Below are 12,803 nucleotides of genomic sequence, written 5' to 3' on the forward strand. Positions count from 1 at the left end.
TCGAGTAATTTCTACCATCAATCAATGAAAATAATTTCGATCAATCAATCAGTAAAAATCCACACAAGTTGTTCTTCATAAGCTCTTAATGATCTCTCTTATTCCTCGTCAGAATAAGTCGCTCAACAACATAAACTTGAAAACTCAGCATCTAGCGCTTCGTACTTTCCGTCTATCTCGTCGGGATGAGCACAGTATAGGGCAATTTCCTACACACGCAAGTGCTTTTAACTGATTGTTTTATCAAGTGTTGTATTTTTATGCACTGTTTTGGTTCGTTTTTTACTCAAACTTAAACATAAACCTATAATTTTAAAACAGAAATATGAACAAAATATTTCTGTTTTAAATTTTTCTTAATTTTTATTAGCTGTTGATTTAATCGTCATACTAATAATTTTAATGGCTTGTTTCGGTACGTTTTGATGCATTCCCATATTTGCGGTAGGAACTTTTGTGATTTGATCGACAATATTCATACCTTTTGTCACTTTACCGAAAACTGCATACCCCGCATTCATCTGACTTTTATTAAGGAAGTCATTGTCTACTGTATTAATAAAGAATTGGCTAGTCGCAGAGTTCGGATGATTAGTTCGTGCCATGGCTAACGTGCCACGTGTATTCTTTAAACCATTATAAGATTCATTTTGAATCGGCGCTCTGGTTTGCTTTTCAGTCATTTTGACATCCATTCCTCCGCCTTGAATCATAAAATCAGGAATTACGCGGTGAAAAACAGTACCATTATAAAAATTATCTTTGACATAGCTTTCAAAATTTTTCGCAGAAATAGGTGCTTTATCATTAAAGAGCTCTATTTCGATATTGCCCATCGAAGTTTTCATTTCTACTACAGTATTTGCAGCCATAATTTGAAAGCTGATGAAGGTGGTAGCGATTGCTATAAAGGCTTGTTTCAACATTTCTTTACTCTTCTATTTGAAAGGGGCATAGTGAATGTCGATATATTAAGCGTTCAATATAAATAAAACAGTTTTTTTCTTATGATTCATACAACGAGAATTAAAATGAAATCAGAATTATATTCAGTCAATATTTATCACGATCCCCCTTGGCATTTACAAGGTGAAGCCTTTATTTTGAATTATTGGCTAACCCCTAAATTTATTCAGCAAAATCAAAATTTTCGTATTGCACCTTCTCCAATTGGACGAATGGTTCAGATTATGCTGGTTCGTTATCTGGATTCACCAGTAGGTCCATATGATGAATTATTGATTTTGGATCATCCATTAATAAGTAAGAAACGCTTATCTTCAATTCCTAAAATTTATGTGTCCACTCAAATTTCTGTTGATCAGGGCCGACATTTTTGGGGTATCCCTAAGCAATTAGCTCAATTTGAGTGGGTTCAGGAAGACAATGTTGTTCATTGCACGGTGTCCTTCGAACAACAGCAGATGCATTTATCTTTGTATCACTATAAACACCGTCGATCTTTTTATATTAATAGTCATCATGTACCTGCCTCTTTACTCATTATCCAACAAGCATTACAAGGTTTACGTTATCAATTCAGCCCTCAATTCCGTGGCAAACTGTGTAAACTCAAACAGGTAACTTGGGAAAATACTCAAGCAATTTTTCCAGATTTTTCTCAAGCTAAATACTTACATAGCTTTTATGTTCCTGAATTTAAGCTCACCTTACCTGAAGCTAGAATTTTGAAAAAATAAAAAAGGTGTTTCACGTGAAACACCTAATCTAAAATCATGACAAAATTTAGCTATTTTTATCCCAAAACTTTCTGTAGTTTTTGCTAATTTCAATCACATATTTTTTAGCGCGATAAGAAATAGGGGTGATGTTTAAAAAACCGTGTGTTTGGTCTGGATAATCCTGATAATGCACTTTCACTCCACGATGACGCAATTTATTGGCATAAATTTCCCCTTCATCATGCAATATATCGTGCCCTGCAGTAATAATGAACGCGGGTGGCACTTTGTCATGTTTACCATACACTGGAGAGATCAATGGATCATCCAATTCAATCTGATGCTGTTCTGCATAAAATGTCGTAACGTGATCAATATCTTGTCCCGTCAACACCAATCCATCTTTATTCGCAAAAAAGGAAGGATGACGACTTTTAAAATCTACTGCAGGATAAAAAAGTAACTGTGCTTGTGGCGCATAAATTTTGTGCGCACTACGTTGTGAAACGACTGTACTAATATTACCGCCTGCACTATCACCTGCAACTGAAATTCTATTCTTTAATATTTTTAGTTGTTTTCTGTTTTGATATACCCACGCAAGTGCGTCTTCACAGGTTTGAATTAATTTAGCAGGACTGGTTTCAGGTGCTAAAGGGTAATCGATACTTAAGACCTGAACTCTGGCGTGAATAGCGATTAAGCGACAGGCTTCGTCATGAGAATCTAAGCCCCCTACCACAAAACCACCACCATGATAAAACACCACCATGGGAAGTTTTTTATTTGGTGCAGGATGATAATGGCGTGCAAAAATAGTTCCACTATGTAACGGTAGACGTAAATCTTCTACGCGCTTCACAAGCGTTGGCTTATTTCGAATGGACTGCATTTGTAAATCAAAGCTTTTCCGAGATTCGGCAATATCAGAACTGATTAAACCGCTCTTTCCTTGCTTTAACTGAACTGCCATCATGCATTTGATTAAAGGATCAAGATCTGGATACTCATAGGGATATCCTAAAATTTTTGCCAAAGACGCTTGTGTAAAGCGCGGCAATCGATCTAAGGTGCGTGCTGCTGTGCCCTGACTCTTTTCTATTATATTCTGTAAAGTTTGATTAAAAGCCACCATACCTGCATTTTCCTTTTTTATGTTCTTCATATTTTCTACATGATCAACACTTAAGTGACCATATTGTTATATAAATCTAATCATCTGCATACACAGTAAAAGCTTCTATACGCTAATCTTCTTTTAATTACTTGTCATTGACAGTTTCTATAGATATTTAGGAGTGTTTTGCTACTCCTTAAGCAGAAGGACATTCCAAATGGTTAAAAAACTTCTCCTCCTTTCATTGGTCACCAGCTTTTTAGCAGTAGGTTGTGTTGCTTTTCCAGAAGATGGTGGCGGTTATTATGATGGACGTTATGACCAACGTAATGATCGTCGTTATGACCGTGATGATGATCGATATGAACGTGAACGAAATCAACAACGCTGGGAATATCAACAAAGACAAAAACGTTTAGAACTAGACCGTAAAAAACGCGATCTTGAGCGTCGACAATGGGAACAAAACCGCCACAAGCAGTCTGATTGGGAACGTAGAAGACATGAACAGCAACATCAATTAGAACAACGCAAAAAAGCAGCACAACAAAATCGTAAAAAATCATCTGACTGGGAACGCAAAAAACGTGATCTTGAGCAGCAACGCAAATCCCGCGAAAAACGTTCAGATAATCGTCCTGATCATAATGATCCAAGAGGACACAATCGTCGCGATTAAATCAACACCCCATTCCTCACCATGCCCTATTTATTTGGGCATTTTTGATCAGACAGTTTAACTGTCTTCGTTACTCTAAGTTAAACAATAAAAAATAGATGGTAGAGGCATCCGACCTACCATCTATTCTCACTGATTTAACATCCAGTATTCGTTCAAACTAAAAGCTGATCTTCTAATTTAAACGATCTTCATTATTGAACAGGCTGAGCTGCTTCTGGAGCTTCACTAGGCGCAGACTGAATAGGCTCAGCTTGTACTGACGTATCTGCTTGAACTGCGACACTGCCTTGTTGATCTTGCGCTGCAATTTCAGCACCTGTGGTGACTTGTGCAGTTTCAGGTGCTTGAGTTGATTCTGTTGAGGTACAACCGACAGCAACCCACGATGTCGCAACCATAACCAAAGATAATAAACCTGCTTTTTTCATTAATATTTCCTTTTTCAAATAAAAATACAAAGCTCAACTTTGCGCTGCCTATGATTAAAAAAATCTTTTGATACTGCGCACCTCTTCGGTTGTAGTTTTGCGAAAATACGTAATAATTAATAGGCTTTTTATTAATTTTAATTTTAAGTGAATTAAGTTCTTTAAAACCATCCACTAAAATCTAAACAATTGTGTTTATTGCTTTAATCTTTTTTTAAATGAAGAAAAAAAGAATAATTCACGATTTCATTTCTTTTTTGCTTGACGAGAAGTGCTATAAATACCCGTGAAACAGATACATGTTATAAAAGTTCAAAACAAGCAGACAAAAAAAAGCTTACTCAGAGCGAGTAAGCTTAGAAAACACATTTTAAAAATACCAAAAGAAACTACAGCGATAGAATCTGTTGATCATTATTTATTTTTTTAGAGAATTTGTAAAATAGATAATTCCTTTAATATTAATCATGTTTATCAATTCAATCTTAAAATTTTGCTGAATCTAGAAACCTGTATGAAAAATTTCAAATGTTTTATTTCATGTTTTTCTACTGGTCTTTATTATTTTTTTAAAATTTTATGATGAAAATCAAATTGATATTTTTGAAAATAATCTTCCTTCAAATATCCTTATATTTTAAAGCAGTCCACCATTATTATAAAAAATAGAATAAATATTGATCGATTTGCTGTGAAAATCACTATTTTTTAATGATTTGAATCAAATTAAACAGTTTTAATAAAAGGTTTAGCTTGAATTTTTAGCGCTCGCCCCGACCATTGTAGTATTCATGAATTTTATCACTCATGGCAGTTCAAACTTAACCCAGTTCATACTGAAGCCAAAAGGACTGTACATGTTTAAGAATCTATTTAAACGGAGTAAATCTATGGCAACTGAGCAAAACCAAAACGCTCAAGATTTAGGACTAGAGCAAGCGGATGAACAGGCTGTAAATGCTCAAACTGAAGCAGAGCAAACAGACCTTTCAGTTGAAGATTTACAAGCTCAAATCACCCAGTTGCAAGACAGTTTAAAACTTGAAAAGGCGCGTACTGCCAATGCAGTATACGAAGCACAAAAAAGTGTAGAACGTATTCAACGTGATGCTGAAAAACATAAAGAAACGGCGCTTGAAAAGTTTGCCAAAGAGTTACTCGACTCTGTCGATAATTTAGAACGTGCTATTCAGGCCGCTGGTGATGTGGAATCTCCTTTACTTGAAGGTGTAAAACTTACCCTGAAATCTCTTCTCACCACCTTAGAAAAATTTGGTGTGGTCGAAGTGGATATGAACAATGGGTTTAATGCAGATTTACATCAAGCCGTGGGGATCGCGCCAGATGCCAAAGCAGGTGAAATTGGTACTGTATTACAGAAAGGTTATACCTTGTCGAACCGTTTACTTCGCCCAGCGATGGTTTTAGTCGGTCAATAAGACAAAGAAATTCGAGAGTTTTTTCACTTTTTTTAATCAAATAAACTTGAAAAATTTTGAATGGCTCTCATATCGGATAACAAGCGAAAATATCGTAAAAAGAATTTAAGAGGAAGCACCCAAATGGCTAAAATCATTGGTATTGATTTAGGTACAACAAACTCATGTGTTGCAGTACTTGAAGGTGACAAAGTTAAAGTCATCGAAAATGCAGAAGGTACACGTACGACGCCTTCTATTGTTGCATACAAAGATGGTGAAATTCTGATTGGTCAATCTGCAAAACGTCAAGCAGTCACCAATCCAAAAAATACATTATTCGCGATCAAACGTTTGATTGGTCGTAAATACCAAGACCAAGCAGTACAAAAAGATATTGGTTTGGTGCCTTACAAAATTATTCAAGCAGACAACGGTGATGCTTGGGTAGATGTCAACGATAAAAAATTGGCACCACAACAAATCTCTGCTGAAATCTTGAAAAAGATGAAGAAAACAGCTGAAGATTACTTAGGTGAAACTGTTACTGAAGCGGTCATTACTGTTCCTGCTTACTTTAACGATGCACAGCGTCAAGCAACCAAAGATGCAGGTAAAATTGCAGGCTTAGAAGTTAAACGTATCATTAACGAACCTACTGCTGCAGCTTTAGCATTCGGTATGGACAAAAAAGAAGGCGATCGTAAAATCGCGGTTTACGACTTGGGTGGTGGTACTTTTGACGTATCAATCATTGAAATTGCTGACCTTGATGGCGACCAACAAATCGAAGTATTGTCGACTAATGGTGATACATTCCTAGGTGGTGAAGATTTCGATAACGCATTAATCGAATACTTGGTTGAAGAGTTCAAGAAAGAACAAGGTTTTAACTTGAAACAAGATCCACTTGCACTTCAACGTTTAAAAGAAGCGGCTGAAAAAGCGAAGATCGAGCTTTCTTCTTCGAATGCAACTGAAATCAACCTTCCATACATCACGGCTGATGCGACTGGTCCTAAACATTTAGTGATCAATGTGACTCGTTCTAAACTTGAAGGTTTAGTTGCTGACTTGGTTGCACGTACCATTGAACCTTGCCGTATTGCGCTTAAAGATGCTGGTCTTTCGACTTCAGACATCTCTGACGTAATCTTGGTGGGTGGTCAATCACGTATGCCAATGGTTCAACAAAAAGTACAAGAATTTTTCGGTAAAGAGCCACGTAAAGACGTGAATCCTGACGAAGCGGTTGCAATGGGTGCTGCGATTCAAGGTGCGGTATTGTCTGGCGACAAAACTGACGTACTTCTTCTTGACGTGACTCCACTTACACTTGGTATCGAAACCATGGGCGGTGTGTTAACTGCAATCATTGAGAAAAACACCACGATTCCTGCGAAGAAATCTCAAGTGTTCTCAACTGCTGCTGACAACCAACCTGCTGTAGACATTTCTGTGTTCCAAGGTGAACGTAAAATGGCGCAGCAAAACAAATTGTTAGGTAACTTCCAATTGGGCGATATCCCACCTGCTCCACGTGGTGTGCCACAAATTGAAGTATCGTTCGATATCAACGCTGATGGTATCTTGAAAGTGTCTGCGAAAGACAAGAGCACTGGTAAAGAACAATCAATTCAAATTAAAGCAAACTCTGGTTTGAGCGATGCTGAAATTGAAGCGATGATTAAAGATGCTGAAGCGAATGCTGAAGAAGATCGTAAATTTGAAGAGCTTGCAAAAGCGCGTAACGAAGCAGATGCTTTAGTTTCATCTTCACAAAAAGCGATTAAAGATCTTGGTGAACAAGTGACTGCAGACGAAAAAACTGCAATCGAAACTGCCGTTTCTGAGCTTGAAGCGTCTACGAAAGAAAATGACGTTGAAGAGATTAAAGCAAAAACTGAAGCGCTTCAAAACATCATCATGCCAATCAGCCAACGTGCCTATGAAGCGGCACAAGGTCAAGGCGGTGCTGAAGGTTTTGATCCGAACGCTTTCCAAGGCGGCGAAGGTCAACAACAAAAAGCGGACGATGGCGTAGTTGATGCTGAGTTCACTGAAGTGAAAGATGACAAGAAATAATTTGTCATTTTAACAAACTCGAAAGAGTTAAAAACCGCGCGAAAGCGCGGTTTTTTATGCTTGGTAATTTTTTAATTAATTTGACTTATTTATTTTTCGATCTTATTTTTCCACTTTTTGATCAAAATACAACTCACCTAAAATTGGCATAAATAAAGGAATTACCCCACATGCTTTAATTTCCTCTAAAAACTCAGGAATTTTTACATCGGGAAGTAATTGAGGTGTCTCACTAATCGGCGTCACCATCGTATCCCAATGGCAAGGAATAATGTATTTGGGTTTCAGTAAGCGCACGACATCTTTCACATAGTTGGGGCGGTATTTACGTCCAATCGCGCACAAACAGACAATATCAGCTTGTCTACCGTGTAATTCCTGCTCAATAAAATCAGCTGAATCGATATGAACCACAGTGAGTTTGCCTGTATCAATCCACCAGTTAAACACTTGCCCATGTCGTAAATGATGAAATTTCGGTGGGTATGGTGGTGGTGTCGTCATATCTCCAGGTAAAGGAACACGACCAAAAAGTGCTTTTCCATGTATAGATGGTAAACCGATAACTTTCCATGTGCCACAATCTATGGTTTCACGCCCTTGAATTTCTAGCATTTGTAACTCAGACAGCCCTGCAGAACGGCCATACATCAGCGTTGCTTTGGAACCAATTAATCGTGCACCTGTTTGCTTACATACCTCAGGTGCATCTAAAATATGATCATAATGTGCATGTCCAATCAATACTTCATCGGCCTTTGGAATATATTCTCTCACTAATTCAGGATCACTCAAGAGTGACTGAGTAAAAGTGCGCCACATATTTGGACGGCTAATAAAGGGATCTAAAACCAAAGTCCTGTGCTGATCAGATAAAATAAAGCCTGCTGTACCCAAATATTTAATTTTTAAATTTTGATGATTTGCTTCAGCTGGAGAAGTTGCTACCCATGCTAAATCAGGCTTTTTGAGAAAATATTTCAGCATTCTTTTTCCTTCATTTTTATTGATCTATTTTTATCCATCTATTAGAACAGAATGCTAAAAGTATGAGTGCATATTTTTTCGCCCGATCTATTTTTGTTATATTTGGATTTCTTCAGTTATTAGAGAGTTTTATCATTTCGAACATGCTCATGTCGATGAATAGAAGAGGATAAAATGACACGTCTTTTGATTCTGTTAGGATTGATCATGTTTCTGTTATGGTCAAATTATCAAAGCTCTCAACATCCACAACTCAAATTTAACGCGCTGAGTGATCGCATTCTGCATCCATTAGATACCCGCTTACGTTACCGCATTGCAGAAGTTGATCCTCGTTTTGGATTAACGATAACGGAACTTAAATTAATCACTCAGCAAGCTACGGATATTTGGACACAAGGTACTGGAAAAGAGGCTTTTGTATACGATCCAAAAGCCAAACTCACGATTCATTTAATCTATGATGAGCGCCAAGATAATTCCAATCAACGCCGTCAACAGTTAGGTCATATCGAAAATAATCAAAAAGTTTGGGCAGATAAGAATCAAAACCTTCAGCAATTTAAGCAAGAGATTGATTGGGCAAACACTCAATTAGACAACAACAAAAATCAATTGGCAGCACAATTACAACAATATAATCAGCATATTACCGAAATCAATAAAAATGGTGGAATTCCATCTTCACAGCGGGATTTATTGATACAACAGCGCCATCAATTACAACAAGACATATTTTTACTCGAACAAAACGTTAATCGCTATAACCAAAAAATCCAACAGCTAAATCAGCAAGTAAACGAGTTGAATCAAATGAATGATCAGTTAAATCATGCAGTCGATCAATTTAACCAACGTTTTCAGCCACGTTTGTTTGATAAAGGCGCTTTTGATGGTAGCAAAATCATGATTTATGAGTTTTCATCGACGGCAGATTTACGCTTAACCCTTGCACATGAATTCGGGCATGCCTTGGGACTCCAACATAATCACGATCCACAGGCATTAATGTTTCCAATGATGCAAAAACAGGATTTACAAAATTTCAAATTAACATCAGCTGATCTAGCCTTATTGAACGCACGTTAAAACGCTATAAAATATCATGAAAAACCCCCTTACTTTTTATCCGTAGATGTCTGGCAATAGAGCGGCAATTCAGATAATTTCATGTTATGGTGAAAGATGAAATGACAACAGAAAATTTATGGAGACGCGCGTGAGTTACTACCATGTTCTGATTGAAATGAATGATCACATTAGTACGATTGAGCAAACACGCGAAATCGAAATATTTGATATTGTTGAGATTAAACCCTATCTCCACTCCATTCTATTGCCATTTTTAAATGAACAGATTATTGAGCTTGAAGATGACAATATTGAGTTTAAAGATATTTTACATTTAGAAATTAAGCAGACTTTACTGCCAATTCAACAATTAATTGAAGAAGAACAACGTTTACTTCCAAGTGATACAGATATCACGATTACTGCACATGAAATTTTTAATAATCGTGATTTAAGTCAGGATGTGACGACTGTTATTTTTGATATTTTAGAAGCAGCAAAATTAGAACCTTAATCGTAAAATTTAATATGAAAAAAGCCCTTTATTAAGGGCTTTTTAAACACACTTATTAAATAGAAAAAGATGAACCACAACCGCAAGTGGTTGTCGCGTTCGGGTTTTGTACAATAAAACGTGAACCTTCTAAACCTTCTATATAATCAACCGCTGAACCAATAAGATATTGATAGCTTAGAGAATCTACCAACATTTTCACATCACCATTAATAAATTCAGCATCATCTTCATTCATGTTTTCAGCAAAATTAAAGCCATAAGAAAAACCTGAACAACCACCACCAGTAACATAAACGCGCAACATTAATTCTTGATTGCCTTCGCTATCACGCAATTGACGTACTTTATTCGCAGCATTGTCAGTCAGTAGCAGAGCCTGAGCATTCATGTTAGATTCCTCTTCAATTCAGATAGCTTTAAAAATAAAGACCATATTTCAAGTATAGCATACCCAATATATGGTCAGTATTTGAAAATTTAAAGTCAAATAGAAGTATTCAACTCTATATTATTTGTAGTTCTCATCTTGCAGGCTGCATTCAAAATTCTTTGGATCTTCTTTACAGCGGAATTGCCATAAAAGTTTCATCATGCGTTTGTCATAAACACCACGTTTCGTTAAATCGACACGTGCCTCACGCATTAATTTTTGATAACCTGGTTTATCTGCAGCAGGCACTTGCATCCAGTATTTGGCTGGAATATCTGTTTTGATCTTGCCTAATATACCAAATGCACGTGGTAATTGGCTTTTTACCCATTCACGTGATTTTTGTCCATAACCCGCAGGGAATTTATCAGGATGTATAATCAGGTTACCTGTCACTTGCAAGATAGGATAATTCACAATAGCGCCTTTACTGCCTAAACCTTTATGCAATTCTAAGGGTTTAAATACAGCAGCAGGTGCACCAATAATATCGACCTGACCATTGTTAAATTTAGCACCAAAATTAGTTACATCCGCTGTGACGGCTTGTGCCCCTATTTGTTGAACCATGATTTTTTGAGCTTCATCATAATCTAACACCGCAATTTTTTTGCCCGCAGCTTTCGCAACTGTATTAATACTTCGGTCATTGACCATTAAAAAGGCATCACCTACAGGAATAACACCAACCACTTCATATTTACCACGTACCATATGTTTGGCAAAAGTAGGACTCGCTAAGCCTTGCATAACTTTAACTGCAAGTTTTATATCTGGAATTGCACCAATTGCATCTAAAGAACCGGTAAAGCTATTAAACTGACGACCACGCATTCCTGTGACACTAATCCCATCACATTTACCTGCTTTAAAATCTTCAGCAATAACAGCTTCATTTTGACCAACGCGAAGTTCAATATCTGCGCCCCAATTTTTGGCAGCAAGCTGATAATCTTTCATGAGTGCAAAAACATCACCGTTTTTACCGACCAAATCAAATACACAGATCACTTGTTTGGCTTGGGCTAATCCAGTGATTGCAGACAAACTCACACCCAGTAAAAGTGCTTTAGACCATTGCATCATATTTTTCTTCCTTGTTACTTCGCTTTGTTTTTTCTCATTTTTAAAATGAGTTTCTATTTATCATCAATGACAGTATTAAATCTTTATTTTATCGACATGATAAAGCCTGCTGTTATTTTTCAATGATTACGTTTTTTTAAGTCACCTACAATGGCAGAAATGACGAATTCAACTCAAAAAAAAACCCAGATTTAATCTAGGTTTTTTCTTTAAAAATCAAAACTATTCACCACCAAGTGAACACTCAAAATTCGCTTTATCGACAGAACAACGTGCTTTTTTCAATACACTCATCATCGCTGGATCATAAATTCCACGCTTAGTCATATCCATACGACCTTCACGTAACATTTTTTGATACTTGGTTTTATCTTCTGCAGTTAAATTCATTTTAAATTTTGCTGGAATGCTCGATTCTAGACGGTTAATCATGTTGAAACTTTTTGGTAAGTTTTTCACAAACCAATCACGAGATTTTTGACCGAATCCTGCAGGGAATTGATCAGGACGAATAATAAAATCGGCTGTGACTTGTAGGACAGGAAAATTAAACATACCGCCATTTGGGCTAATACCCTTATAAATCTCTAAAGGTTTGTAGGCATATGCTGGTGCACCTACCATATCTACTTGCCCGTTGTTAAATTTTGCGACAAAGTTAGAAATATCAGAAATAACGGCTTGTGCACCTACACGTTGCACCATAATTTTTTGCGCGTCGTCATACCCCAATACCGCAAACTTTTTACCTGCTGCTTTTTCAATTGAATCAATTTTTTTATCACGTACAAAAATGAAAGCTGAGCCTAAAGGTGCAATCCCTGCCACTTCATATTTTTTACCGCTTAAATTACTCATCATTTTTGGTGCATTACGTTTATCTAAAGCAAAGGTAATAGCACGTTGCGCAATAGCGTTGCTTGGTGCACCACCAAGTGCATCAATAGAACCAACAAATTTATTGTACTGACGTGCACGCATTGCCGTCATAAAAACAGCATCACACTTGCCTGCTTTAAAATCATTATCGGCAACCGCCTCATCTTGGCGAGGAACAAGATTAATGTCTGCTCCCCAACCTTTTGCAGCAAGCGCCCACTCTTGTGCCATTTGATAAGATTCACCCGATTTACCCAGTAAATCGAATACACAGACATCTACTTTGGCCGCTTGAGTAGTCGTTGCCAAACCCATAACAGAGAGTGCGGTTAATGCGAAAATCATTTTTTTCATTGTTGCAGTCCTTTTCAGAATCTTTTTGTTTAACGAGAGTCCGTTTTACGTAATGGATATTAAGCAA

13 protein-coding genes are annotated in these 12,803 nt (G+C 37.0%); 6 read left to right on the forward strand and 7 right to left on the reverse strand.

The features are described 5' to 3' along the window. Positions 1 to 356: 356 nt before the first annotated feature. Positions 357 to 926 carry a peptidylprolyl isomerase gene (locus tag GA0116959_RS13505; RefSeq protein WP_092721126.1) on the reverse strand — a complete coding sequence of 190 codons (570 nt, stop codon included), beginning with the start codon at positions 924 to 926 and terminating at the stop codon, positions 357 to 359. Positions 927 to 1,031: 105 nt separating this feature from the next. Between GA0116959_RS13505 and GA0116959_RS13510 the strand changes: the two genes are divergently transcribed. Further along, entirely contained in the window at positions 1,032 to 1,700 is a 669-nt protein-coding gene (locus GA0116959_RS13510; RefSeq protein WP_092721127.1) for an acetoacetate decarboxylase family protein, read from the forward strand. Between the two features lie 46 nt (positions 1,701 to 1,746). Here GA0116959_RS13510 and GA0116959_RS13515 read toward each other — a convergent pair whose 3' ends face one another. After that, complete coding sequence (locus GA0116959_RS13515; protein WP_092721128.1) at positions 1,747 to 2,817, reverse strand: alpha/beta hydrolase; 1,071 nt, start codon at positions 2,815 to 2,817, stop codon at positions 1,747 to 1,749. A 199-nt stretch (positions 2,818 to 3,016) separates the two neighbouring features. Here GA0116959_RS13515 and GA0116959_RS13520 point away from each other — a divergent pair, with 199 nt between their 5' ends. Further along, complete coding sequence (locus tag GA0116959_RS13520; protein WP_092721129.1) at positions 3,017 to 3,478, forward strand: hypothetical protein; 462 nt, start codon at positions 3,017 to 3,019, stop codon at positions 3,476 to 3,478. 194 nt (positions 3,479 to 3,672) lie between these two features. On the opposite strand, the gene GA0116959_RS13525 is transcribed toward GA0116959_RS13520, so the two are convergent. After that, a complete protein-coding gene (locus tag GA0116959_RS13525; RefSeq protein WP_092721130.1) occupies positions 3,673 to 3,909 on the reverse strand; it encodes a hypothetical protein in 237 nt (78 codons plus the stop codon). A gap of 890 nt (positions 3,910 to 4,799) precedes the next feature. On the opposite strand from GA0116959_RS13525, the gene grpE reads away from it, so the two are divergent. After that, positions 4,800 to 5,348 carry a nucleotide exchange factor GrpE gene (grpE, locus tag GA0116959_RS13530; protein ID WP_053579144.1) on the forward strand — a complete coding sequence of 183 codons (549 nt, stop codon included), beginning with the start codon at positions 4,800 to 4,802 and terminating at the stop codon, positions 5,346 to 5,348. 123 nt (positions 5,349 to 5,471) lie between these two features. Beyond that, a complete protein-coding gene (dnaK, locus tag GA0116959_RS13535) occupies positions 5,472 to 7,412 on the forward strand; it encodes a molecular chaperone DnaK (protein ID WP_053579145.1) in 1,941 nt (646 codons plus the stop codon). Between the two features lie 102 nt (positions 7,413 to 7,514). Here the strand turns inward: dnaK and GA0116959_RS13540 are convergent, their stop codons facing one another. Next, the gene (locus GA0116959_RS13540) at positions 7,515 to 8,399 is read right to left on the reverse strand and encodes an MBL fold metallo-hydrolase (protein ID WP_092721131.1); all 885 of its coding nucleotides are present in this window, start codon (positions 8,397 to 8,399) and stop codon (positions 7,515 to 7,517) included. A 174-nt stretch (positions 8,400 to 8,573) separates the two neighbouring features. Between GA0116959_RS13540 and GA0116959_RS13545 the strand changes: the two genes are divergently transcribed. Together GA0116959_RS13545 and GA0116959_RS13550 are read left to right on the forward strand one after the other, a co-directional pair. Then, positions 8,574 to 9,488 carry a matrixin family metalloprotease gene (locus tag GA0116959_RS13545; RefSeq protein WP_092721132.1) on the forward strand — a complete coding sequence of 305 codons (915 nt, stop codon included), beginning with the start codon at positions 8,574 to 8,576 and terminating at the stop codon, positions 9,486 to 9,488. A 118-nt stretch (positions 9,489 to 9,606) separates the two neighbouring features. Further along, complete coding sequence (locus GA0116959_RS13550; protein WP_092721133.1) at positions 9,607 to 9,984, forward strand: hypothetical protein; 378 nt, start codon at positions 9,607 to 9,609, stop codon at positions 9,982 to 9,984. A 55-nt stretch (positions 9,985 to 10,039) separates the two neighbouring features. Here the strand turns inward: GA0116959_RS13550 and erpA are convergent, their stop codons facing one another. The 3 genes from erpA to GA0116959_RS13565 form a co-directional block, all read right to left on the reverse strand. Beyond that, positions 10,040 to 10,375 carry an iron-sulfur cluster insertion protein ErpA gene (gene erpA / locus GA0116959_RS13555; RefSeq protein ID WP_053579155.1) on the reverse strand — a complete coding sequence of 112 codons (336 nt, stop codon included), beginning with the start codon at positions 10,373 to 10,375 and terminating at the stop codon, positions 10,040 to 10,042. Positions 10,376 to 10,495: 120 nt separating this feature from the next. Then, on the reverse strand, positions 10,496 to 11,500 hold the full coding sequence (locus GA0116959_RS13560) for a putative solute-binding protein (RefSeq protein ID WP_171250365.1): 1,005 nt from the start codon (positions 11,498 to 11,500) through the stop codon (positions 10,496 to 10,498). A 225-nt stretch (positions 11,501 to 11,725) separates the two neighbouring features. Beyond that, complete coding sequence (locus tag GA0116959_RS13565) at positions 11,726 to 12,736, reverse strand: putative solute-binding protein (protein WP_053579157.1); 1,011 nt, start codon at positions 12,734 to 12,736, stop codon at positions 11,726 to 11,728. Positions 12,737 to 12,803: the final 67 nt, after the last annotated feature.

The organism is Acinetobacter albensis, from assembly GCF_900095025.1.
Classification (GTDB): Bacteria; Pseudomonadota; Gammaproteobacteria; order Pseudomonadales; family Moraxellaceae; genus Acinetobacter; species Acinetobacter albensis.